At 49.5% G+C, this 22,877-nt stretch carries 23 protein-coding genes; 13 read left to right on the top strand and 10 right to left on the bottom strand.

The window, feature by feature from the left end; genetic code table 11:
* Window positions 1-186: 186 nt before the first annotated feature.
* From AC5I6P_RS09795 to purB, 3 genes are all read left to right on the top strand, one after another.
* A complete protein-coding gene (locus AC5I6P_RS09795; RefSeq protein ID WP_495693566.1) occupies window positions 187-1,713 on the top strand; it encodes a YifB family Mg chelatase-like AAA ATPase in 1,527 nt (508 codons plus the stop codon).
* A gap of 117 nt (window positions 1,714-1,830) precedes the next feature.
* Window positions 1,831-3,276: a C1 family peptidase gene (locus AC5I6P_RS09790; protein WP_495693565.1), complete on the top strand. Its 1,446-nt coding sequence runs from the start codon at window positions 1,831-1,833 to the stop codon at window positions 3,274-3,276.
* 356 nt (window positions 3,277-3,632) lie between these two features.
* Entirely contained in the window at window positions 3,633-4,928 is a 1,296-nt protein-coding gene (gene purB / locus AC5I6P_RS09785) for an adenylosuccinate lyase (RefSeq protein WP_495693564.1), read from the top strand.
* A 189-nt stretch (window positions 4,929-5,117) separates the two neighbouring features.
* Here purB and AC5I6P_RS09780 read toward each other — a convergent pair whose 3' ends face one another.
* Complete coding sequence (locus tag AC5I6P_RS09780; protein WP_495693563.1) at window positions 5,118-5,876, bottom strand: SH3 domain-containing protein; 759 nt, start codon at window positions 5,874-5,876, stop codon at window positions 5,118-5,120.
* Window positions 5,877-6,092: 216 nt separating this feature from the next.
* On the opposite strand from AC5I6P_RS09780, the gene petP reads away from it, so the two are divergent.
* The 5 genes from petP (at window position 6,093) to psb35 (ending at window position 11,782) form a co-directional block, all read left to right on the top strand.
* On the top strand, window positions 6,093-6,377 hold the full coding sequence (gene petP, locus AC5I6P_RS09775) for a cytochrome b6f subunit PetP (RefSeq protein ID WP_495693562.1): 285 nt from the start codon (window positions 6,093-6,095) through the stop codon (window positions 6,375-6,377).
* 125 nt (window positions 6,378-6,502) lie between these two features.
* Complete coding sequence (locus AC5I6P_RS09770; protein ID WP_495693561.1) at window positions 6,503-7,597, top strand: Get3/ArsA fold putative tail anchor-mediating ATPase NosAFP; 1,095 nt, start codon at window positions 6,503-6,505, stop codon at window positions 7,595-7,597.
* Between the two features lie 16 nt (window positions 7,598-7,613).
* Window positions 7,614-8,654 (top strand): chlorophyll synthase ChlG, encoded by a 1,041-nt coding sequence (chlG, locus tag AC5I6P_RS09765; RefSeq protein WP_495693560.1) that lies wholly within the window; start codon window positions 7,614-7,616, stop codon window positions 8,652-8,654.
* 309 nt (window positions 8,655-8,963) lie between these two features.
* The gene (locus AC5I6P_RS09760; protein ID WP_495693559.1) at window positions 8,964-11,327 is read left to right on the top strand and encodes a transglycosylase domain-containing protein; all 2,364 of its coding nucleotides are present in this window, start codon (window positions 8,964-8,966) and stop codon (window positions 11,325-11,327) included.
* 236 nt (window positions 11,328-11,563) lie between these two features.
* The gene (psb35, locus tag AC5I6P_RS09755) at window positions 11,564-11,782 is read left to right on the top strand and encodes a photosystem II assembly protein Psb35 (RefSeq protein WP_495693558.1); all 219 of its coding nucleotides are present in this window, start codon (window positions 11,564-11,566) and stop codon (window positions 11,780-11,782) included.
* 73 nt (window positions 11,783-11,855) lie between these two features.
* Here the strand turns inward: psb35 and AC5I6P_RS09750 are convergent, their stop codons facing one another.
* The 8 genes from AC5I6P_RS09750 to AC5I6P_RS09715 all read right to left on the bottom strand — a co-directional run bounded on the left by AC5I6P_RS09750 (window position 11,856) and on the right by AC5I6P_RS09715 (window position 19,052).
* Entirely contained in the window at window positions 11,856-12,272 is a 417-nt protein-coding gene (locus AC5I6P_RS09750) for a tellurite resistance TerB family protein (RefSeq protein WP_495693557.1), read from the bottom strand.
* Window positions 12,269-13,612 carry a 16S rRNA (cytosine(967)-C(5))-methyltransferase gene (locus AC5I6P_RS09745; RefSeq protein WP_495693556.1) on the bottom strand — a complete coding sequence of 448 codons (1,344 nt, stop codon included), beginning with the start codon at window positions 13,610-13,612 and terminating at the stop codon, window positions 12,269-12,271. Before AC5I6P_RS09745 ends, AC5I6P_RS09750 begins: the two co-directional genes overlap by 4 nt.
* Window positions 13,613-13,709: 97 nt before the next feature.
* Window positions 13,710-14,870: a DNA-processing protein DprA gene (dprA, locus tag AC5I6P_RS09740; protein WP_495693555.1), complete on the bottom strand. Its 1,161-nt coding sequence runs from the start codon at window positions 14,868-14,870 to the stop codon at window positions 13,710-13,712.
* Window positions 14,871-14,971: 101 nt separating this feature from the next.
* The gene (hemJ, locus tag AC5I6P_RS09735; RefSeq protein ID WP_495693554.1) at window positions 14,972-15,550 is read right to left on the bottom strand and encodes a protoporphyrinogen oxidase HemJ; all 579 of its coding nucleotides are present in this window, start codon (window positions 15,548-15,550) and stop codon (window positions 14,972-14,974) included.
* 152 nt (window positions 15,551-15,702) lie between these two features.
* Window positions 15,703-15,909: a DUF2811 domain-containing protein gene (locus tag AC5I6P_RS09730; protein ID WP_495693553.1), complete on the bottom strand. Its 207-nt coding sequence runs from the start codon at window positions 15,907-15,909 to the stop codon at window positions 15,703-15,705.
* Window positions 15,910-16,568: 659 nt separating this feature from the next.
* Window positions 16,569-16,886: a DUF3082 domain-containing protein gene (locus AC5I6P_RS09725; RefSeq protein ID WP_495693552.1), complete on the bottom strand. Its 318-nt coding sequence runs from the start codon at window positions 16,884-16,886 to the stop codon at window positions 16,569-16,571.
* Window positions 16,887-16,914: 28 nt separating this feature from the next.
* Window positions 16,915-17,889, bottom strand: coding sequence for a 4-(cytidine 5'-diphospho)-2-C-methyl-D-erythritol kinase (ispE, locus tag AC5I6P_RS09720; protein WP_495693551.1), 975 nt, complete (start codon window positions 17,887-17,889; stop codon window positions 16,915-16,917).
* A 419-nt stretch (window positions 17,890-18,308) separates the two neighbouring features.
* Window positions 18,309-19,052, bottom strand: a complete 744-nt coding sequence (locus AC5I6P_RS09715; protein WP_495693550.1) for a hypothetical protein — start codon at window positions 19,050-19,052, stop codon at window positions 18,309-18,311.
* 164 nt (window positions 19,053-19,216) lie between these two features.
* On the opposite strand from AC5I6P_RS09715, the gene nblD reads away from it, so the two are divergent.
* The 5 genes from nblD to AC5I6P_RS09690 all read left to right on the top strand — a co-directional run bounded on the left by nblD (window position 19,217) and on the right by AC5I6P_RS09690 (window position 22,643).
* On the top strand, window positions 19,217-19,405 hold the full coding sequence (gene nblD, locus AC5I6P_RS09710) for an NblD family protein (protein WP_495693549.1): 189 nt from the start codon (window positions 19,217-19,219) through the stop codon (window positions 19,403-19,405).
* An 80-nt stretch (window positions 19,406-19,485) separates the two neighbouring features.
* A complete protein-coding gene (locus AC5I6P_RS09705) occupies window positions 19,486-20,436 on the top strand; it encodes an AAA family ATPase (protein WP_495693548.1) in 951 nt (316 codons plus the stop codon).
* Window positions 20,437-20,445: 9 nt separating this feature from the next.
* On the top strand, window positions 20,446-21,756 hold the full coding sequence (locus tag AC5I6P_RS09700) for a DUF58 domain-containing protein (protein ID WP_495693547.1): 1,311 nt from the start codon (window positions 20,446-20,448) through the stop codon (window positions 21,754-21,756).
* 225 nt (window positions 21,757-21,981) lie between these two features.
* Window positions 21,982-22,203 (top strand): hypothetical protein, encoded by a 222-nt coding sequence (locus AC5I6P_RS09695; RefSeq protein ID WP_495693546.1) that lies wholly within the window; start codon window positions 21,982-21,984, stop codon window positions 22,201-22,203.
* A 74-nt stretch (window positions 22,204-22,277) separates the two neighbouring features.
* Window positions 22,278-22,643: a hypothetical protein gene (locus tag AC5I6P_RS09690; RefSeq protein ID WP_495693545.1), complete on the top strand. Its 366-nt coding sequence runs from the start codon at window positions 22,278-22,280 to the stop codon at window positions 22,641-22,643.
* Window positions 22,644-22,692: 49 nt separating this feature from the next.
* Here the strand turns inward: AC5I6P_RS09690 and AC5I6P_RS09685 are convergent.
* On the bottom strand, window positions 22,693-22,877 hold a 185-nt coding region (locus tag AC5I6P_RS09685; RefSeq protein ID WP_495693544.1), incomplete at its 5' end, for a hypothetical protein.

Raw genomic sequence — 22,877 nt, 5'->3', positions numbered from 1 at the left:
CTAGAGCTGGCGGATTCACATCCCGAAAGGCAGTTAATATCCCATGCTCCAAACAGTGTTGCATTAAATCGTTACTCAACTTTTTACGCAGACAATAAAACTAATATAAATGCACTCTAAACATTCATCTTGTTGGTGCATTCAGAATGCAGGGCATTCTACCGACAAGAATGATTAGGAAAAAACATGCTAGCAAGAGTTTGGAGTGCGGCGCTAGTTGGAATCGACGCAGTGAAAGTTGGCGTTGAGGTAGACGTTGCCAATGGACTCCCCGCGATCGTTGTGGTCGGACTTCCCGATGCCGCCGTTCAAGAATCGAAAGAACGAGTCAAAACCGCCATCAAGAACGCAGGCTATCTGTTTCCGATGAAGCGGATCGTCATTAACCTGACGCCTGCTGATCTAAGGAAAGAAGGCCCAAGTTTTGATTTGCCAATTAGCGTTGGCGCTCTAGCCGCTTCAGAACAAGTGAGCGCAGACCTGTTGGAAGAGTATTTATTTTTGGGCGAAGTTTCGTTAGATGGCAGCCTTCGTCCGGTGGCAGGAGTCCTCGCGATCGCGGCTGCCGCCAAACGGCTCGGCATTTCAAGCTTAGTCGTGCCTGCCGATAATGTTCGAGAAGCTGCTGTGGTGCAGGGCATTAAGGTTTACGGCTTCAAACATTTATCGGAAGTCGGACAGTTTTTGAGTGATCCATCCTCAGTGCTGCCAGCTCAAGTTGATGGCGAGGCTGAGTTAACGCAAGCGCAAATTACTGCCCCAGATCTGCGAGATGTTAAAGGTCAAGCTCACGCACGCCGAGCGTTAGAAATTGCGGCAGCTGGGGGCCACAATTTAGTCTTTGTTGGACCTCCGGGAAGTGGAAAGACGATGTTAGCCCGGAGACTTCCCAGCATTCTGCCGCCCATGGCATTTGCAGAAGCATTGGAGGTGACCCAGATTCACTCGGTCGCGGGCTTGCTAAAGAATAAAGGCTCATTAGTCGCCACTCGTCCCTTTCGCAGCCCACATCACTCAGCATCTGGGCCGTCTCTGGTGGGTGGAGGTAGCTTTCCGAGACCCGGAGAGATTTCGCTCGCCCATCGGGGCATTTTATTTCTTGATGAATTAACTGAATTTAAACGGGATGTGCTGGAATTTCTACGTCAGCCTTTAGAAGACGGCACGGTGACGATTTCTCGAACGCGACAATCCGTGTCATTTCCGGCGCAATTTACTCTGATTGCCAGCACGAACCCTTGTCCTTGCGGATACTATGGTGATACCGTCCAGCCGTGTACCTGTTCACCGAGACACAGAGAGCAATATTGGGCGCGGCTATCGGGTCCATTGATGGATCGCATTGATCTGCAAGTCGGTGTGAATCGACTGAAGCCAGAAGAAATTACGCAGCAGACCACTGGGGAAGATTCTGCGACGGTGCGATCGCGAGTACAGGCAGCCCGCGATCGCGCCTGCGATCGCTTCCAGAACACATCGCTTCGCTGCAATGCCGAGATGCAGAGCGCTCACTTGAAAAAATGGTGCAGCTTAGACACTGCAACTCGCACCTTACTAGAGAATGCGATTCGCAAATTGGGGCTGTCCGTGAGAGCGAGCGATCGCATTCTCAAAGTGGCACGGACGATCGCGGATTTAGCGGGCGAGGAGAAGTTGCAAACGTCACACGTTGCTGAAGCAATTCAATATCGTACGATCGACAGAATGCAGTGAGATCAGACTCACCACATTGCCAAAACGATTCACTCCCAGACGAGCGATCGCATAACTTAATTTCTGGGAAGCATACGGTATAACTTCAGGCTCTGAGTAAAATGCTCGGAGTTTTTTATGTCAAAGAACTATCGTCGTGTTCGTAAATCAACGGTTGTCAAAAATTCGATCGGGCAACACTTTAAGCTCGGCGGCTACCGCCCTGAAAAGCAAGATTCCAACGACAAAAAATATAGTGCGAGTCGCGATCGTCGAGAACCTCTACCCTCCAAGATTGATCTGCGCTCCTACCTAACCCCTGTAGAGAATCAAGGTGATACCAATAGCTGCACCGCTAACGCGATGGCAGGCGCTTATGAATATCTCGCTAATCGGCTATTGAATCGATCGGACGATGTGAGCCGTCTATTTATTTACTACAACGCTCGTGAATTAGATGGCGATGTCGCCATTGATGAAGGCACTTATTTAAAAAGCTGCATCAAGGTTCTGCGGAAGCATGGGGCTTGCTCTGAAGCAACTTGGGCATTTAATCCAGCACAGATCTTAGAACAGCCTCCCACTGAAGCCTACGAAGAGGCAGCAAACTTTGTCATTGAAGATGCGTATCGAGTTAAGGTCGATCTTTACGAGATGCAAAGCTGCCTCGCTGACGGCTACCCGTTTGCCTTCGGATTGCAGCTATTTTCGTCGTTTCAGGCAGCAGGGTCTAACGGACTCGTTCCCATGCCCGACCCAGACAACGAGAAGCACGATGGCGGTCATGCCATGCTGTGTGTCGGTTATTCAGACCCCGATCAAGTCTTTATCGTTCGCAACTCGTGGGGCGAGGAATGGGGCGAGCAGGGATACTGCTATATTCCCTATGACTACATGACGAAGCCTCATCTCAATGGAGATTGCTGGGTAATTCGGCAGGTCAGTGATTTTGATTTAAGCCAAGACATCCAAGGCAATTCTTCCTCCTTGTTTGATGGCGCGACGGCTGCGATCGCGTCCGCCTTCCAATCGCCAGGCGCGATTCGTAATTCCGCGATCGTCGATCTCTTTAATAATTTCTACACCGTTGAATACGAAGAAGAACTCGTCTATGTCGAGAAAGGACTCTTGTCCGTCGATGCGTGCGAAGACTTGGAATCTCTCTACTACCAAGAGTATGACGAGGATGAAGAATCATTAGAAGACGAAGAAACCGAAGATAGCTACGAAGAAGACGAGATTGAACCTGAAGATAGCTACGAGGAAGAGGAAGAGTACGAAGAAACTGAAGACGAAATCGAAGACAGCTACGAGGAAGACGAAGAAACTGAAGACAGTTACGAAGAAGAGGACAGCGAGGACGAAACTGAAGAGGACGAAACTGAAGACAGTTACGAGGAAGACGAAGACGAAACCAAAGAAACTGAAGACAGTTACGAAGAGGACGAAGACGAAACCGAAGACGAAAAAGAGTACGAAGAAACTGAAGACAATTACGAGGAAGACGAAGAAGAGGACAGCTACGAAGAAGACGAAGAAGCTGCGGACAGTTACGAAGAGAGCGAAGACGAAGACAGCGATTGAGCCGTCAACCACTTTGTTAAAAGTATAGGATGCCTGCACCCTTAGCGCAGGCATTGTTTTCAATATCCACCTCAACGACCAAGTCGAACGGCGACGAAAGAACGACAACGCTAGACGAAGAGCCTGCTAGCCGTCCCTTCCAAAATAACTGCTATTGCCGCCGCGATCGTTGCAGTAATAACTTTAGGCTTCATCGCCCTTGACTTACCTCTACAATTACTTGAATCGTACTTGATCTTGCACACAAACACATGGCTTTGAAACCACTGCCATGCCCCAGAATACAGCGAGATAACTTCATCATTAGCGAGCTAAATTAGGCGCTACAATGTGACCGTTGTATTCTGCGGCGAGCCTTGATAGAGCGTTATACCCTGCCCGAAATGGGCAACCTCTGGACTGAAGCCTACAAGTTTAAAACTTGGCTAGAGGTTGAAATTGCTGTCTGCGAAGCCCAAGGTGAGCTTGGCTACATCCCCGCCGAAGCTGTCGCAGAAATCAAAGAAAAAGCGAACTTTGACCCCCAAAGAATTCTAGAAATCGAGGCAGAAGTTCGCCACGACGTAATCGCCTTTCTCACCAACGTCAATGAATATGTGGGCGATGCAGGACGCTACATTCACCTCGGAATGACCAGTTCTGATGTGCTAGATACGGCACTGGCATTGCAGATGGTAGCAAGTCTCGATGTGATCATGAGTCACGTTGAAGCGTTGATTCAAGCGATTCGTTATCAAGCGCAGCAGCATCGCAGCACCGTGATGATCGGGCGATCGCATGGAATTCATGCCGAGCCCATGACATTTGGGTTTAAATTAGCAGGCTGGTTAGCCGAAATGCTGCGTCACCGCGATCGCTTATGCCAGCTCAGAAAAACGATCGCAGTCGGACAGATTTCAGGTGCAGTGGGAACTTACGCCAATATTGATCCCCGGATTGAAACCTTGACCTGTCAAGCTTTGGGATTAGAGCCTGATCCAGCATCGACGCAGGTGATTTCTCGGGATCGCCATGCTGACTTCATGAATTGTCTGGCACTCCTAGCTGCCTCAATCGAACGATTTGCGGTTGAAATTCGTAACCTCCAACGCACAGATGTATTGGAAGTCGAAGAATTTTTCTCAAAAGGTCAGAAAGGCTCCTCTGCCATGCCCCATAAGCGCAACCCGATCCGCTCAGAGCGGCTAACAGGGATGGCGCGGCTGATTCGAGGCTATGCCGTAGCTGCTCTAGAGAACGTCGCCCTGTGGCACGAACGCGATATTTCTCATAGTTCTGTTGAGCGTGTCGCGTTGCCCGATGCCTGCATTCTGATGCACTTCATGCTTGTCGAGGCGACCAAACTCATCAAAAACTTGCTGGTCTACCCCGACAACATGGCGCGAAATATGAATGTTTATGGCGGCGTTGTGTTTAGCCAACAGGTACTTCTAGCGCTAGTGAAACAAGGATTCAATCGAGAAGAAGCCTATATGATCGTGCAGTCCTGCGCTCACCAAGCTTGGAATACAGCCGACGGAGATTTTCGCCAGCTAATCAGCACCGATCCACGGGTGACGGCAGTTCTTTCTCCAGCAGAAATTAATGACTGCTTCGATCCTCTGCATCATCTGAAAAACCTCGATCAGGTTTATCAGCGCTTGGGCATTTAGGAAGCTAGAAAGAATAACCTGAACCAATTTCTGCTGAAATCGCTTTGTCTTGCTGCTTGCATCAGAAAAACGTTCAACTTATTTCTTCTAGGCTCCTTGGGAAGCGTTTTCCTCAACTGTAACCTTCAGGAGGAAAACTTTCACTCCAATTCCGACGCGATCGCGAAGCTCTGAAGGCTGTATAGGTGGTCATAAGCTAGACTCGCTTGCCTTGAGATAGTGCTGTAAGAGGGTTGCCTTCTTGACAATCGGTGCAAGTTCTTGCCTCCAATAGCGAATATCCGGGTATTCAACTGCCACTTTCAAAACATCACTCCATCGGCTCTCATCGAGTGCCTGTTTGGCGATCGCGTACTTCGACTTGGCTTGATTCCACTTCTGCGGCATTGTTCTTAGCGCCACTTGAGCCTGATCGTAAGCCGCACTCTCAATCGAAACCGATTTGGCAAGCGCGATCGCACCTTCTAAATTTCCAGCTTGATAGTGATCCGTTGCTGTTTTTAGCAGCCGCTTTCCTTGATCTATAGACTGTAGCGAATCTGATTCTTGTGTTGAAGGACTGGTAGTAGCCACTCGATTGGATGCTCCGCAATCGGTTTTAGTTAAGTTTTTGTAGACCCAACCAGACGTTGGCGCGCTGATTTGATACCATCCATCTTTTTCAAGCAGAATCGTCAACTCTGTACCGTTCGCGATTCCACCAATGATGTTACCTTTCTGCTCAATGGGTGCAGAACGGACATTAAGTGGCGGTTGTGGATCAAAAACAATGGTTTTGCAAGCGTGTCCTTTTAAAGGTTGCCAAACATTAGAGGTTAGGGAGACAGAGGTAGAAGTATCTTGACGCGGATGTGTCAGTGCATAAGCGGTTCCTGCAACAGTCACAACCGCTGTGATGCACACACCGATTGCCAAGGGCGATCTCGATCGCTTTTCACTAACCCTCATGGTGATGCCTCCAAAAAATCTACTAACAAAAAATAAAAACTGAAAAATAAGGACTATGCTGGACGTGCTTTCTATTGGATAGCTTGCCCTATCTATAGGTGAAAAGTATTCAGAAGTTCCCGATGATCTTCTAGTCACGCCCTTGGTCAACTCAACGTAATCCCTCCCTTGACAATCTCGGCAAATAAATTTTAGGTGCAGTGATGCGGGTCGGGGATGGCTCCAATTCTTCTTCTGGGTCAGCCAGCGTTCAAACCGCGTCAACATGCTGGTAAACTTTGGAATGGTCATGTATCAGTAGATGTGATGGAAATTGGTCAGAAAGTGCGCGTGCGTCGGTTGCGCGATCGTGTTCCCCCGGCAGTGGTGAAAAAGCTTGGACAAGTCGGCGTCGTGCGCGATTTTAAAGTGGTAGACGGAAAGGGTCTTGGACTGTTGATTCAGTTCGATGACCAATTTGCGACGTGGTTTTTTGAAGATGAGCTAGAGCAATATAATTAGGCGATCTTCACGTCCAGGCAATCGATACCATAGAGGTGTGAAGGTAGGGGATATGGAGCATGAAAGAGAATTCTGAACCTCCAGACCCCATACTCTACGCCCTATATTTCTCTTAAAGACTGGACATGGCTTTTATTCTGACGTTTCTCGGCAAAGGTGGGACTGGACGAACAACGCTGGCGATCGCCGCCGCTAAAAAGTTCGCAAGTCAAGGCAAGCGGGTCTTGCTGATTGGGCAAGATTCAAGTCCTGCGTTTGGGTTGGCGCTCGGCGCGACCATAGGGGCTGAAGTTCAAGAAATGGCTCCAAATTTGCAGGTCGTTCAGCTTCAGACGGCGCTTTTGTTGGAGCGGAGTTGGGAAGAGGTTAAAAAGCTCGAAGCGCAATATCTCCGCACACCGTTCTTCAAAGAAGTGTACGGGCAAGAGTTGGGCATCTTTCCGGGTATGGATAGTGCGCTGGCCCTCAATGCGCTGCGCGAATATGACGGGAGTGGACAATACGATGTGATTGTCTATGATGGTACAGGCGATCAGACGACATTGCGGATGCTGGGCATGCCAGAAATTATTAGCTGGTACATTCGGCGGTTCCGGCAAGTATTTACGGAGTCTGACTTAGGAAAAACCTTGTCACCATTTATCCAGCCCGTGGCGAGCGCTGTATTGACCAACGCGAGTTTTGCGGGGGATAACTTCGCGCAGCCAACGGGTCAGGTGAATAACCTGCTAGAGCAGGGCAAAGAAGCGGTTAACGATCCGAAGCGGATGGCGGCGTACTTGGTGACGACCGACGACCCAAGCGCGATCGCAATGGCACGATATCTATGGGGCAGCGCTCAGCAGGTGGGGCTAACCGTCGGCGGCGTGCTGCTGAATCGGTCAAACCAGCTCAGTGACGCTGAGGCGTTTCAACCGCTTCCGGTTTCAGCGATTCCAGAACAACCCGTGAATGATTGGCAGCCGTTGATTGAAGCGTTGCCAGACTTCGACCAAGCCACGCAGGCTCCTCGCCCCATGGCAGTAAATGTGGCAGAACGCAAGGTCAGCCTGTTTTTACCAGGATTTGATAAAAAGCAAGTCAAACTGACGCAGTCGGGTCCGGAAATTACGATTGAAGCGGGCGATCAACGCCGTAATGTGTCTCTTCCACCCGCCTTGAGAGGACAACCTGTAAAAGGTGCGAAGTTTCAAGATGGCTACTTAATTATCTCCTTCTAACGTTTTAGATGCTGTTATGACAGATTCCACAACTCCAGACCTGCCAACAGATTCCAATGCCTCTACACCGATGCCCGTGAGTGCCACTCCTGCGGAGCTGCGCGACGCGAACCGTGCTAGAACCCGGCAAATGCTGGGCATGAAAGGCGCTGATGTGAAAGGAGCGTCCATCTGGAAAATTCGCCTCCAATTGATGAAGCCGATTACCTGGATTCCTCTCATGTGGGGAATTATTTGTGGTGCAGCGTCGTCAGGGCAATATACCTGGTCGCTAGAAGATGTCTTGAAGGCCGCAACCTGTATGCTGCTGGCAGGCCCTCTGATGACGGGCTACACCCAGATCATGAATGACTACTACGATCGCGAGATCGATGCGATCAATGAGCCGTATCGACCGATTCCGTCGGGAGCAATCTCCCTGCCTCAAGTGGTGACTCAGATTTGGGCACTACTGCTCGGCGGAATTGGAATTGCCTACGTGTTGGATCGCTGGGCAGGACATTCTTTCCCGACGATTACGGCTCTCGCGATCGGAGGTTCTTTGCTCTCCTACATCTATTCCGCTCCGCCGTTAAAACTAAAGCAGAACGGCTGGCTGGGCTGCTATGCCTTAGGGGCAAGCTATATCGCGATTCCGTGGTGGACAGGACATGCGCTGTTTGGTGACCTAAATCCAACGATCATCGTGCTGACCCTGTTCTACAGCTTGTCAGGCTTGGGAATCGCTATTGTCAATGACTTTAAGAGCGTTGAAGGCGATCGTCAATTGGGACTGAAATCTCTGCCAGTTATCTTTGGGATTTCTACTGCCGCTTGGATTTGTGTCCTGATGATCGATGTGTTTCAAGGCGGCATTGCTGCTTACTTAATTAGCATTCATCAAAATTTATACGCAACGATTTTGATGTTGATGATTATTCCTCAAATTACTTTTCAGGATATGTACTTCTTGCGTAACCCCGTGGAAAACGATGTGAAGTATCAAGCCAGCGCTCAGCCGTTCTTGGTGTTAGGCATGCTAGTGACAGCCTTAGCCCTCGGTCATGCAGGCGTCTAAAGGGGTTTAGCTCCTTATTTTCTAAGCAATGGGGTAATTAGGGAGGCAATCTCGATTACCTCTTTGTTTTGGCTCATCCTTCCGAAATTCGTTTCAAACGTCGTCGATCTTCTTAAATCTCGTGTAAACTAAGCTCAGTAATTTTACGAGTGGGACGACCGTTTCTCAGTTGCAGTCTATGCGCCGCCCCGAAGTTATCGCACTTTGGTGGTACGGTTGACTCATTTGACACTTTCCGTCACTGTAAGTCACAGGCAGGTAACTCCACTGAGAATTGAAGTGATAGCTTTTGTGTGATGAGGCACGAATGTGGCAAAGTATAGCTCGAACCGCCGAGGGCTTCCAACTCGTCTTAATCGTTCCCGGCTGGGGCAAGATGCGATGACTGACGGAAGTAAGAAGCAACATCGTTTGGGAACGCAACATCGCTCTCGTATCGGTCAGGGCATCGCTCGGTTGCTCGAACACCCCCGTATGGCAGGAGTTCGGGGTGCCTTAGATACTGCTACGGCGCGGCTAGAACGATTCGAGCGCCGTCTGCCACCCCCGCTCAAAAATCCAAGAGTCCGTCAGCGTCTGCTGTGGGTTGGTGTCGTCGTGGGCGGGATTGGAGCGGTAAAGCTAATCTCGTGGCAAATCGATCGCAGCCTCCCTGATCCGTCAGAGATTCAAACGTTTGCTCGGCGCGGCACGCTCACAATGCGAGCTTCCGACGGCACAATTTTGCATCAGTTAGGCCCAGCGACGCGCGAGAAACTGACGATTGATCAGATGCCGAAACGCTTGGTAGATGCGTTTATTGCGTCAGAAGATCGGCGATTTTATGAACACAAGGGCATTGACTATCAGGGTATTGTTCGCGCGATCGCACGCAACATCACATCGGGCGGCGTGGTCGAAGGCGGCAGCACACTGACACAACAGTTGTCTCGAATTGTCTATCTCAACAACGATCGCAGTATAATCCGCAAAATTCGAGAAGCCCTAATCGCGCAGAAATTAGAGCGATCAGTGGATAAACGGCAACTGCTAGAAAAATATCTCAATCTGATTTACCTTGGCTCTAATGCTTATGGGGTGGGCGATGCAGCTTGGATCTACTTTAGTAAATCGACAAGCCAGCTAACGCTCTCAGAAATGGCAACGATCGCAGGACTGCCCCCGGCACCGAGCGTTTATTCACCCCTAGAGAACCCGGAGAAGGCGAAGCAACGACGCAATAACGTCCTCGACAAAATGGTTGAGGCGGGCTACATTTCCACCACTGAAGCTCAAACGGCAAAAGCAGAAGAACTGAAGGTAAAGCCGAGTGAGCCAAAGAAAATTCAAAGCGACGCGCCTTACTTTACCTACTATGTGCAGCAGCAGTTGCCGAACTATGTATCCAAAGAGGCGATCGCGGCGGGGGGACTGACGATTGAGACGACGCTAAACGCTAAATGGCAGAAGGCAGCGGAAAAAGCGATCAAAGATACGATTGAAATTGATGGATCAGCTGCTAGTTTTAAGCAAGCCTCGCTCGTCGCGATCGATCCAAGAAATGGAGAAATTCGCTCGATGGTCGGCGGCTACGACTTCTACAAAGAAAGTCAATTCAATCGAGCAACTCAAGCGCAGCGGCAGCCGGGTTCGACGTTCAAACCGTTTGTGTATACTGCTGCGATCGCGGCGGGATTCTCCCCCTATCAGTCTTACCTTGATGAGCGGTTTAAAGTTGATGGCTACCAGCCGAAAAACTACAGCAATAAGTATTCTGGCTGGATGACGATCAAATCGGCGCTCACGAAGTCCGTGAACGTGATTGCTGTTAAAACCCTAATCGATATCGGATTTGCGCCAGTGATTAAAATGGCGCAGAGCATGGGCATTCATTCTAAGCTAGAACCTACCTATGCGATGGCGCTGGGCGCGTACGAAGTGAATCTGTTGGAGTTAACCAACGCTTACGGGACGTTAGCTGCGCAGGGCAATGCTGTCGATCCGCATGGAATTCGTCGAATTGTCGATCGCAAGGGCAAGGTTTTGTATCAGTCTGACTACAAGCAAAAGCGGGTGCTAGATCCGGGAACCGCATCGATCATGACATGGATGATGCGGGGAGTCGTCACTGACGGAACCGGACGATCGGCGCAGCTTGATCGCCCTGTCGCGGGCAAAACGGGAACCTCTGAAAAGGCACGAGATCTCTGGTTTATTGGCTTTATTCCTCAAGTCGTTGCTGGGGTGTGGCTTGGAAACGATGATAACTCGCCGACGTGGGGTGCAAGTTCTACGGCAGCCTTTACTTGGCACGAGTTTATGAAAGAGGTCGTGAACGGAATGCCGGTTCAAAAGTTTCCTGAAATTCCAGAGAATTTGGACACCCGAAAGGGTAGCATCAAAGCCCAACCTGTGAAGCCAAGTAGCTCTCAATCGTTAGGTACAGCTCCTGATCCAGCTGAGTCTCGCAGCGAGAGCAGCTACGAAGAAGCGCCCGCAGAACCGAGTTATGAAGAGCCGAGTTACTCTGCGCCGAGCTATGCCGAGCCTGAACCAGAGCGAGCCTATGAGCCGGAGCCAGAACCCGAAGCGCCTGCCCTCCCTCAAGCAGAAGCACCGCCCCCTGAATCTGAGCAAGCTCCTGATCCAGCCCCTGCTGGAGGATCTGATCCCCTACCACCTTCAGGAAACTAGTAGGCAGTTGGCTGGTCTTCAGAGATCATCCCCCTAGGGGCGTGGAAGACAGAGCCCAGAGAAGAGGAATCTCTACTTTTAGAATGAGGTCGGTTTACCCTTTTCTATTCTTGTATTCCTCTTATTGGCAGATTTTTTGGCTCAATTTCTACCCGCGAATTCGGACTCTTGAAGGATGACTTAGGATACTCGCGCTAATATACTAGCGATAATGAAAATTTCAAAGGAGCGTTTTTATGATGAATATTCTATTACAAGCAGCAACGGAAACGGCAACCAAGCCAGGCATGCAGTTTCCAACATCGTTTACACTGGTGTACGTGCTTGGATTCATTGCAGCTGTTACATTCGGCTCGATCACTTGGTATAACTCAAAGCGTCCAGTGGGTTGGGAAGACAAAGACCGTCCCGACATTGTTCCGGAAGTTAAAAAAGAAGAAACGCCCGGTTTATAAAACTTTCTAAAGCTGAGAATTTATTGACTCTGAGTATGGTTTTATTCAGAGTCATTGTTTGTTTGTAATGTGGTTAGCCAATTTGCGAGGCTCCGCGTTGATACAGCTTTCTGATGACCGATAGCAGTTTGGCGTGCAGTGAGTCTGAGGCGTTGCCCTCAGCGGTCACTAGCTGCAAGCGAGTTAACAGCTTTGCTTCTTCGTCTGCGATCGCGCCATCGCTGTAAACTAGTCCACTAATAGCTTCAATCAAATTTTGGCAGGCGTCCGAGGTTGGGTGATCGCCCAAATACTCTTGTACCCACTGATAGCATTCATTCGGTTTCACCGATCGCAACTCATGCAGCAAAGGTTGTATCTCTTGATCGTCAGCGACTCCCTTTTCTTTGGCAACTTGATATAAATATTGCCGCTCCTCAGGCTGAATTTTGCCATCAAGCCAGGCTGCGCCAATCAGAATTTTAACGAGAGTTTTAACGTCGTTTGTCATACATCTTGGCGCTTTAGTCGCACCATAAAGAACCCATCCATTCTATGTTGATGAGGCAAAACTTTGATCCATCCCGCTTCGGTCACGAACGGAGCCGTGGGTGATGCTGCTTCAGGACGATCAATCCTCCAGTTTTGATGTAAATTGAGAAACTTCTGAATCACAGACTCATTTTCTAACGGATGCAGCGTACAGGTTGAGTAAACGATTACACCTTGAGGCGCAGTCCAAGAAGCGGCAGCAGCCAAGAGCTCTTGTTGAAGCTGCGAGAGGTCTTGAACGCTGTCTGGAGTTTGTCGCCAGCGAGCATCTGCATGACGGTTTAAAGTGCCTAAGCCTGAGCAAGGAGAATCGATCAAGACTCGTTCACACTTACCTGTAAAGTGCGGTAAGTTGCGGCTATCGCCGACTTGGACTTGAATCGACTGCAAACCGAGACGATCAACGTTTTGTTGCAGCTTTTTGAGCCGAGATGGCGTGCGATCGCAGGCCCAAACGGTTCCGCGATCGCCCATCAGCTCCGCCAGATGCATTGTTTTTCCTCCTGGAGCCGCACAGGCATCGACAATTGTTTCTCCGGGCTGCGGATCAACCAAGTATGCGACTAATTGGGCGCTACTGTCTTGCACAATCCACCATCCCTCTTGGTAACCCGGAAGATTTTGAATCGCGCCCGCGCTGGGTGGAAGTCGCAGCGCTTGAGGCAAGTGAGGGATCCGGCTGACCTCCACTCCAGCGGAGGTCATCGCAGCTTGGACTTGATCTACACTGGCTCGGAGGGTATTGACCCGTAAATCAATTTGCGGCGGTTGATTCATCCAGGCGCATAGACGATCTGTTTCTTCTGCCCCAAACTGATCGACCCAAACTTGCACTATCCAATCAGGTAAACTGTGCAACGTTCCGAGCCGTTCGACTGGATCGGTTGGCAGCCGCAGCGGATCGCCCGTCTCGCTAGACCGGAGATATTGCCGCAAAACTCCGTTTACAAATCCGGTCAGTCCGGCAAAGCCATTTTGTTTCGCGAGATCAACGGTTGTATTAACCGCCGCAGAGGGTGGAATTTGGCTTAGATACCGCAGTTGGTAGAGTCCTAGATGCAAGATGAGACGGAGATCGGGCGGCTGTTGAGACGCTTTCTTTTTCGCAAATTGATCAATTAACGCATCAAGTGTGCGCTGGCGACGAGTCGTGCCGTACACAAGCTCAGTTAGGAAGCGACGATCGAGAGTTGTGAAATTACTGTGATGCAGCGCTTGATCAACGGCGATGTCGGCAAATGCGCCCTTGTGAATCGATCGCAGCGCCATCAGCGCCAATTGGCGAGGAGTTTGAGTCAAATTCTAAATGTAAGCTAAGATGCCTTATTTAGAATAGCAATCCAAAAGCAGGAATGTCGCTTCAGAGCACTCGGTTGATCGTGATCAAGTTACTCGATTAAACATTGCAATAGCTCATTCCTGGTAGTTGTTTAATCAGTCCTAGCAATTCTAATTGTAATAACGCGCTCGATACTGATGGTGTTTCCAGTTTTGTTTGCTCAACGATTGCATCAAATGGTGCAGAACTGTGATGTTGAGTAATGGAGAGAATGGCTTGTAGAACTTGAGAGAGTTCGTGACTTAGATCAAGCAGCGATAACTGCATTTCTGAAGAGTTGGATTGATCAAGTTTTGGCAATGTTCCTAGCATTTCTAACAGTTCTGTTTCTCCTAAAATCATTTGCGCTCCTTTGCTCAGCAGGGCAAGACAGCCCTCAGATTTAGAATTATCCAAACTCCCGGGAAGCGCATATATGTCTCGTCCGTAGTCATTGGCTAAATGAGCCGTGATCAGAGCGCCCGATTTCTTAGGCGCTTCGATGACCAAAACGGCACGGGATAATCCTGCAACAATCCGATTGCGGCGAGGAAAATGGGTGCGATCGGGCTGAGTTCCTGCCGGATATTCGCTGATTGCCAACCCAGTTTCTAAAATCTGATTGTATAACTGGCGATTTTTCCACGGATACACCAGATCGACTCCGGTTCCCAACACGGCAATCGTCGTCCCCCCGGCATCGAGACAACTGCGGTGCGCTTCGCCATCAATGCCGTCGGCTAGACCTGACAAGATCACAAAACCGCTTTTCGCTAAGGTCGAACTCAGCTTCCGCGTCCAGCGTTTGCCGTACTCAGACGGGTGGCGTGTGCCTACTAGCGCGATCGCAGCTACAGCGTCTAGATCTTGAAGCAGGGTGATCTGCCCTCGGTAGTACAGCACAGGGGGCGGATCGGGAATCTCAAATAATAACTGAGGATAATGCGGGTCACTAGGAGTAACAAAGTGAGGATTTTGGCGCTCGTGGGTTTCGAGTAAGTCTAAGGGATGGAGAGTCGTGCGTTCTGCTGCAATGGCGATCGCGCTGTGATGACCAATTCCTTCCACCTCTGCCAATTCACCAGCAGGGGCATTCCAAGCGACAGATAGTTGCCCAAAGTGTAAATATAATCGCTTCAGTAAAACTGGGCCAATTCCTGGAATTTGTGACCAAGCCAACCAAAAACCGCGTTCCATTCGCTCCTCACCCCATGCTGTCACTGCTTTAAGTATTCCCATGGCAGCAACAAAACCAGGTGATGGCGTTGGTTTGTTCGGCTCCACTCAGTCAAAAGCGATCGCACCCCGACATAGATGAGATCGCTTCATTAATTCAAGTTTTAAGCTCCAACTTCTGAACCGGATTGTACGGCTTCTTTCTCTTTTGCCAATCGACGTTTGCGGGCATAAAGCTGAATGAATGCTGCCATCGCAATTACCATCGCGAAAATTCCCCAAGCGGTGACGCTAGTCGGCAGATTGTTCTTAAAGATCGCTAACATCACTACAATCACAAAGAACACCGTTGGAAACTCGTTAAACCAACGGAACTGCTGCCCAGTCAGCTTGCATCGATTTTCGGCAAACTGCTTCATGATCCGGGCGCAAACATGGTGATACGCCACCAACAGCGCGACAAGGGCAAGTTTAATCTGAAGCCACGGCTGCTTTAGCACATCTGGCTCGGTTGAGATTAGCCCAACTGCCATCGCGATCGTCAGAATCATCGCGGGCGTCATGATGATGCTGTAGAGGCGTTTCTCCATGATCTGATATTGGTTTTGCAGAATGGTGCGAGCGGGTTCGGGCTGCTCGCGGGCTTCGGCATGGTAGACGAATAGCCGAGGCAGATAGAACATTCCGGCAAACCAGCACACAAATCCAACAATGTGAAACGCCTTAAACCATAGATAAGCCATAGAAAAATGCGGTTGTAGGGTGAGGTGAGATTAAACGATCGCGCGGAGCGATTAGCGTCAAAGAATTGCTCTACACTCTATTCTCGAACAAAGCAACGCAAAGTCGGCTGTAGTTTGTAATTTGTAGCTTTGTAATTTGTAGCGAAAGGCGGTTAGGCGCAATTGTTAAATAGGGTGTTGAGATAGGTACGAGCGGCTTGACTATTGCGATCGCAACCACTGTGCATGAGAAAGAAGGACAGCGCGGCTATCAACACTTGGTCTTGATCCCGATCAGGATGATGTTCGAGATAGTCAGCTAAGGTTTCGTGAAGTGATTCGGGCAGTTCGGTAAGAATGCTAACCGTTGAAGAGGACATAGATGGATGCTTCTGCCAGAAATAACGATTGAACAAATAACGATCTAAACAGCCTGTGGAAAACCTCAAAATAGCGCGTTACTATTCAGCCGATTAAGAAACGCTGAACAGTTTGACCTTAATTCGCTGAGAGTTAACATATGTACTGGTTTCAGAGCATCGAGTCGATTTTTCGGAGTGTGAACCGCGTGATTCGTATTCTGGTTTAACGGAGAATTTATTAATGTGTAAAAGATTTTACTTTTTGCTTCAGATTACGGGCACTACAACGAGAAAACAGGGCTTAACCCCTGTTTCCGTCACAAAACTTTAAACTCTTCGCAATAAAAATGACTCGGTGTGAAAGTTTTCCACAGGCAAGATGAGTTTCAAGGCTTATGCTTGATGGCCTGTGGAAAACTTATCTTTTCTGTGGAAAAGCGCTCAGCAGATCAAGCTTAAACGGCGAGATCTGGCTTAAAGTTATTGGTCGCTAAAAATAACTAGCATAAAAACAAGCTACGAAGGGGTTGAATAATCTATTCCTGTGAATTAGCGCGTTAAGGTACTCCGCCGCGTGTCATAGAGTTCGATTAAATGTCGATCGCGTGCTGGGAGATGTAGCTCAGTGGATGAAATCTATGAGCACAGGTTTTATATCCTATCCTGAAATGGCAAAATTATTCGGCGGCTGAATCGTTTGATTTACGCAGTAGAAGCTGAATGCCTAGACCGAATAGCCCTACTGACGCTAAACTCGTCACGCCCGTTGCTAATGCCGTGATTCCCACGACTAAGGTACGAACCGCAACGGTGATGTTGACCACCGTGATGTTGCTGGACTGAATCGGTTTTGAGGCGAATGAAAGGGCGATCGCATGCATCAGGTTATAAGCGCCAAACGCGATCGCAGCGGCAATGAGTGACCCAATCAAACATCGCAGCGGACTGGGCATTGTGGAATCGGAAACTGTGGAATTGGAAGGAGTGTCAGCCATAAAATCAAAAAATTTAAGATCAAAAAATTTAGTTGTTGCTTAAACGCACACCAGATTGACAAAATTTTGTCACCCAGAAATCGAGATTTGAATCAGGGGTCGCGCGGCTCATTTGCGCCTTAACTTGCTCTGCTTGAGCCATCGACTCAACTAGGGCAAACACCGTTGAGCCTGACCCCGACATCATCGTACCGAGAATGTCCAACCTTTGAAACTCGTCGCGCAACTGTTGAACTTTGGGATACGACGGCAGTACGACTCGCTCTAGATCGTTGTGGAGAAGATTCGCCATTTGCTTGACATCGTGATGGGCGATCGCGCTCAAGATCCCTCCGGCTTTCTGCTTGGCAGCGTCCCAAGCAGCGGGGGTAGTGGGATAGGTGTGCCCAAAGGTTTGTCGATAGGTTTTGTAGGCCCAAGGGGTCGAAACCGGAAGATCACGATACTTCGCTAACACGACATATAAATTGCTCAGATCGGGCAAGGGGTCAAGTTTTTCTCCGCGCCCTGTTGCCAATGCGGTTCCGCCACTAATACAAAACGGAATATCAGACCCCAGCATTGCGGCTAGATCGTGCAGTTCGCCTTGGGTCAGTCCCAGATGCCACATCATGTTGATGCCCACGAGAACGGCAGCCGCATTAGTCGAGCCGCCCGCCAATCCTGCCCCCATTGGGATTCGCTTGTGAAGATCAATCTCAATGCCGCCAAACCTAGCGTACTCGTCAGAGAACTCGCGAATCATCAGATCGGCGGCGCGGTAGGCCAGGTTTGTTTCATCGGTCGGAACATCAGGGTTATCGCAGTGCAAGCGGATGCCGTCGATGGCGCGCGATCGCACCGTGACCAGATCGGCTAAATCAATACTTTGCAGCACCATCACGAGTTCATGAAACCCATCGGGGCGATCGCCCAAGATTTGCAAATAAAGATTGATCTTTGCGGGTGCAATTAGAGAGTAAGAGCGCATGAGACAGGGTTGAGTGTCTGGTTCACTCATCATAGGTCAAGAGGGATGAAGGATGATTAACTCTTTGTCGTTGATGATCAAACATTCGTTGATGAATATTTAACCTGGGTCAGCCCACCTTAGACATTCGTCGTCGAACCTCAGACCTGGATCAGTCCACCTCAAACCTGCGTTTATCCACCTCAAACATTCGTCGTTGATGATCAAACATTCGTTGATGAATGTTTAACCTGGGCCAGCCCACCTCGGACATTCATCGCTAATGATCAAACATTCGCCAGTCCACCTCAGACATTGCGTTTGCTCAATACAGGTAAGGGATACGGTTCTTCCGCCAACGGAATGAATTGCTGCTTGGTGGACGATTGAGATTGGCATCAAGATAAACCTCGGTCGGCAGCCGCGCAACACCCGTGTTGGGTTGTTGCAAAAATTGCGTCTAAGGCTGTGCCTCAGTTGGAGAGATCCGTCGGTTTTCCGCTGGTCGTCTGTGTCTCAGTCGGAACGGCAACGCGCAATGCTTGAGGAAACGCGGGCTGAATTCGGGCTAGCCACTGCCGCGCAGATTTGATCAAGGCTGTTGCCCTAACCGTCGAAGTGGGAGTATCAGACAAAACGGGTCGCACGACAGGTCGTTGAATGGTTGTGCCGATGATCGTACCTTCCGGAAGGTCGAAAACCAGTGAATTATCTTGCGGCATCGTTTGGGAAGCGCTAAGACTTGTAGCGCGCGATCGCGGAGCGAGCTTCCCCTGTCGCGGCGGAGCGGCAATGCCAGAGCGACGGGCAAGATCTTTTCGCAGAATCTCTAGATTTTCGCCAGCAAAATACAATCCGCAATACACCTGCCCTTGAGCTAGATCGACCGCATCCGTTCCAGCCACTTCCCCGTTCGGCGACAAACAAAATACGCTCGGGTTCGGATAGTTTGATTTGAGAAAGCGATCGACTGCCCAAGTCTGCAAAAACAACTGGCCTTGAAGCGATCGCAGGCGATTTGGCTCGGCACTTGTCAAAGACTGTTCAACTCGGCTCAACAACAGCAACTGGTCTTGAGTCAGCTGCTGCGCTTCTAGCCAATACGCTCGTGATGGATCGTCAGACGGACTAGAACGAACGCTTGCTTGGAGCGCAGTGGGTTGAGCCAAGCTGAAGCAAATCGTTAGCGCTCCTAAAAAGCGCCGTATATTACGCATATTAAAGGTTCCTTTCACACCGCTCTATTTTCCCATTGTCAAGGGGAATTGGGATGAAATTTGAGTAAGGATTTCTCCCAGTTGCATCAATAAATGTGTCATTCGTACTGAATCCGATCAGCTTTGTCAGAGACTAATCACAAGCCATTGATGAATAAGCGCATATGAGTCAAGGTCAAGTGCAGGTGTGTCCGGTTTGCAGTGTAAAAATTCTCAAACTGGTTGGAGAAGATCGAGTGATCTTTTCGACTGGCGCATTTGGAACGCGAGAAATGTTGCGATCGCGGGTGTGTCGCCACGTTCAGAAAGCAGGCTGTATCAATAAAGACGCCTCAAGCGGCACGAAGCTCTAATCGATTCGTCCGCTAAACTGCCTCATTTCAAGCATCAGAACGTAAGATATGGTTGCCTACGTTCCAACTTGCTAACCGATATGTCTGACCTGCACGCTAAGTTTACGCACCTCAAACAAGCTCTCGATCAGATTGTGGTGGGTCAAAGCTCGCTCGTTCAACAGTTAATTGTCGCGCTGCTAGCCGGAGGCCACGTCATTTTGGAAGGCGTTCCGGGCACGGGCAAAACGTTGCTGGTCAAAGTGATGGCGCGGTTAGTCGAGGCCGATTTCCGGCGAGTTCAGCTAACGCCTGATATCCTGCCCTCAGACATTTTGGGAACGAGCATTTTTGATCTCAACACACGCGATTTCACCCTAAAAAAGGGTCCTGTTTTTACACAGATTCTTCTAGCAGATGAAATTAATCGAACGCCACCGAAAACACAATCGGCATTGCTAGAGGCAATGGAAGAGCAACAGGTGACGTTAGACGGTGAGAGTTTGCCGTTATCAGATTTATTCTGGGTAATCGCAACGCAAAACTCGTTGGAGTTTGAAGGCACATATCCCTTACCCGAAGCCCAACTCGATCGCTTTCTGTTCAAACTAGTGGTGGCGTATCCTGACTTAGCCGCAGAAAAGCGAATGCTCCTGAATTCTCAGGCGGGCTTTGGGGCAAAGCGACTCGACCTAGCGAAACTGAAACCGTTAGCCACCGTTGAACAGATTCTGCACGCTCGAAAAGCGGTCAGCGCGATCGCAGTCCAAGAGTCAGTTTTAGATTACTTGCTTGCCGTGGTTCAGAAAACCCGTCAACATTCTGATCTCGCGTTGGGTGCATCGCCGCGATCGGCGGTGGCATGGCTCAACGTCAGCAAAGCGCAAGCGTGGCTTTCCGGTCGAGAGTTTGTCACACCCGATGACATCAAAGCCGTTGCTTCTCCCTTGTTGCGCCATCGCCTGATCCTCCGCCCCGAAGCACAGCTTGACGGCATCGCCATCGAGTCTGTCATCAGCGCTGTCTTAAATCAAGTTCCTGTCCCTCGCTAATCATCCCTCATGATTCCGTCTCGCCGCACCTATGGACTGTTGCTGTTCGGGCTTGCGATCGCAACCGCTCTTGCCTTTCTGTTTCCCTCGCACCTGGCGCTCACTGTCATATTTGTGCTGATGTTTGATGCGATCGTCCTCGCGATCGCGGCGCTGGATAGCAGGCGGGTTCGGTCAAAGCGCGTCAGAGTCAACCGTCAAGAACTATCCCGCCTCTCGATCGGACGGGATAATGTCGTGAGTCTAACGGTCGAGTCTAGCAAGCCAGCCATCATCAGGCTCCACGATCACTATCCGCTGAAATTCGGCGTCTCATCCATGCCGTTGGCAGCCGCGATTGACACGAATAGCACACAAGAGCTGAGCTACACGGTGCATCCGACTCATCGCGGCGAATATGAGTGGGGAGCCATTCAAGTGAGGCAACTCAGCCCGTGGAAACTCGCGTGGCACGATTGGAGAATTCCTCAACCGCAAAAGGTCGCGGTGTATCCCGATCTGATTGGACTGCGATCGCTCTCGATTCGTCTCACGTTGCAATCGTCGGGCGCAATGAAACGAGCCAAACGCATCGGCATCGGCACAGAATTTGCCGAACTGAGAGAATACGGGATTGGAGACGATCCACGTTTTATTGATTGGAAAGCGACGGCTCGAAAAGGAGTGCCGCTGGTCAGAGTGTTAGAGCCAGAACAAGAACAAACGCTGATCATTTTGCTCGATCGGGGTCGGTTGATGACGGCTCAAGTCAACGGGTTAGCTCGATTTGATTGGGGATTGAATGCCACGTTATCGCTTGCATTGGCGGGATTGAATCGCGGCGATCGCGTCGGAGTTGCCGTGTTCGATCGTCAAATTCACACATGGATTCCACCTGAGCGAGGGCAGAATCATCTCAATCGTCTGATCGAACGCCTGACACCGATTCAACCAGAGATTCTTGAACCCGATTATTTAGGAGCTGTCACAACGGTTGTCAATCAGCAAACTCGCCGGGCGTTAGTCGTTGTGATTACCGATATTGTTGATAAAACGGCTTCGGCTGAGTTATTGGCCGCGTTGGGACGGTTGGCCCCACGTTATCTGCCGTTCTGTGTGACGTTGCGCGATCTTGCTGTCGATCAGCAGGCACACACGCCGACTGAAGATGTTCCATCCACGTATGAACGAGCGGTGGCGTTGGATCTGTTGGCTCAGCGTCAGGTGGCGTTTGCAGAACTGAAGCAGCGAGGAGTGTTGGTACTAGATGCACCCGCTAATCAAATTACCGAAGAACTTGTCGATCGCTATTTGCAACTAAAAGCAAAAAATCAGCTTTAACTCTGTAGGAATGACAAACAATCAAACGCTGTTTCAACTTAAACCGTATCTCAGGGCTGGCGATATTGTGACGCTAGGAGCGCGGTTTTATCAAGCTAACTTTAAGCAATATTTATGGTTAACATTCAGCGCCCATCTCTTGTTACTCATTCCGATCTACGGAGGGCGAGGTTCTGTGAAATTTCTGCACTCTTGTCAGGCTTAACATTTGCAAATCTCGCTGCTATGCCTGCTGGAGAAATTCAGGCAGTCTATGGACAAGCAAAGCGAAAAAAGTGGCGGCTTTTGAGCGCTAACATTCTGACAAGTTTGATGACTGTTCTGGGGATCGTGCTGCTTAGTCTTGCTCTCTTTATAGCCACGATCGCACTTACTTTTGTGGCTATTACCGTGTTCTCTTTTTTTCTTGGTAGTTCACCTACTCAAGAAAAGACGATCGCGACCTGATGGGCTACGTCCTTGGAGTCCTAATTTTGGTTTTACCTCCCGTCCTTAGCGTTTGACTACAGTGTCGATTGTTTGTGACCGAAATTTCGCTGCTGTTGGGTCATAGATTGAGCGCGATCGCGGCTCTCAAACGTAGCCGAACTCTCACAAAGCGATTTACATCTCAAATTGGAGGAGTAATGACGACTGCGGTTTGCTTAACGATTCCGATCGCTCTTTTAGTGCAGTTTATAGGACTTGTTGCCGCAGGTATTTTTGTTCAACTCATCTGGAATGATCAGCAAATCTATAATCAGCTTGGCGGTGTTGTGTTGATCGTATTGTCATTCATGTTGAGTGTAGTTACTATGCCATTTTGGCAATCTATCAAAGCGGTGACCTATTTCGAAGTGTTGAGGCGGCAAGAAGGATTTGGACTGCGATTGCGCGAACAGGATTGAAAAGCAAAAAATCAGCTTTGATCGGTTCCTTTGGAGTTGCGCTCTGCGCTCATGGAATCAGACACAAGTCAAAGAATACGATTGGCTGTGAATACGTTTGGCTGCACGTGGGATGAGCTTCTAGAAATTGAGGGAGATAATTCCTTAAATTGATATGGCTTGACATAGGACTGATACAAATCAGCGCAATATCTTCAAACATCGTCTCGTTCGTAGCAAACATCGTTTCGTTTG

The sequence above is a fragment of the Myxacorys sp. genome, from assembly GCF_059501405.1.
The sequence above is the reverse complement of the archived record's forward strand: the minus strand, read 5'-3'. Positions and strand labels throughout refer to the sequence as shown.

Coding starts and splice junctions, on each gene's coding strand:
- AC5I6P_RS09795 (WP_495693566.1), top strand. CDS start 187: ATGCTAGCAAGAGTTTGGAGTGCGGCGCTAGTTGGAATCGACGCAGTG.
- AC5I6P_RS09790 (WP_495693565.1), top strand. CDS start 1,831: ATGTCAAAGAACTATCGTCGTGTTCGTAAATCAACGGTTGTCAAAAAT.
- AC5I6P_RS09780 (WP_495693563.1), bottom strand. CDS start 5,876: ATGAGGGTTAGTGAAAAGCGATCGAGATCGCCCTTGGCAATCGGTGTG.
- petP (WP_495693562.1), top strand. CDS start 6,093: ATGGCTCCAATTCTTCTTCTGGGTCAGCCAGCGTTCAAACCGCGTCAA.
- AC5I6P_RS09770 (WP_495693561.1), top strand. CDS start 6,503: ATGGCTTTTATTCTGACGTTTCTCGGCAAAGGTGGGACTGGACGAACA.
- chlG (WP_495693560.1), top strand. CDS start 7,614: ATGACAGATTCCACAACTCCAGACCTGCCAACAGATTCCAATGCCTCT.
- psb35 (WP_495693558.1), top strand. CDS start 11,564: ATGATGAATATTCTATTACAAGCAGCAACGGAAACGGCAACCAAGCCA.
- AC5I6P_RS09750 (WP_495693557.1), bottom strand. CDS start 12,272: ATGACAAACGACGTTAAAACTCTCGTTAAAATTCTGATTGGCGCAGCC.
- dprA (WP_495693555.1), bottom strand. CDS start 14,870: ATGGGAATACTTAAAGCAGTGACAGCATGGGGTGAGGAGCGAATGGAA.
- hemJ (WP_495693554.1), bottom strand. CDS start 15,550: ATGGCTTATCTATGGTTTAAGGCGTTTCACATTGTTGGATTTGTGTGC.
- AC5I6P_RS09730 (WP_495693553.1), bottom strand. CDS start 15,909: ATGTCCTCTTCAACGGTTAGCATTCTTACCGAACTGCCCGAATCACTT.
- AC5I6P_RS09725 (WP_495693552.1), bottom strand. CDS start 16,886: ATGGCTGACACTCCTTCCAATTCCACAGTTTCCGATTCCACAATGCCC.
- ispE (WP_495693551.1), bottom strand. CDS start 17,889: ATGATGAGTGAACCAGACACTCAACCCTGTCTCATGCGCTCTTACTCT.
- AC5I6P_RS09715 (WP_495693550.1), bottom strand. CDS start 19,052: ATGCGTAATATACGGCGCTTTTTAGGAGCGCTAACGATTTGCTTCAGC.
- nblD (WP_495693549.1), top strand. CDS start 19,217: ATGAGTCAAGGTCAAGTGCAGGTGTGTCCGGTTTGCAGTGTAAAAATT.
- AC5I6P_RS09705 (WP_495693548.1), top strand. CDS start 19,486: ATGTCTGACCTGCACGCTAAGTTTACGCACCTCAAACAAGCTCTCGAT.
- AC5I6P_RS09700 (WP_495693547.1), top strand. CDS start 20,446: ATGATTCCGTCTCGCCGCACCTATGGACTGTTGCTGTTCGGGCTTGCG.
- AC5I6P_RS09695 (WP_495693546.1), top strand. CDS start 21,982: ATGCCTGCTGGAGAAATTCAGGCAGTCTATGGACAAGCAAAGCGAAAA.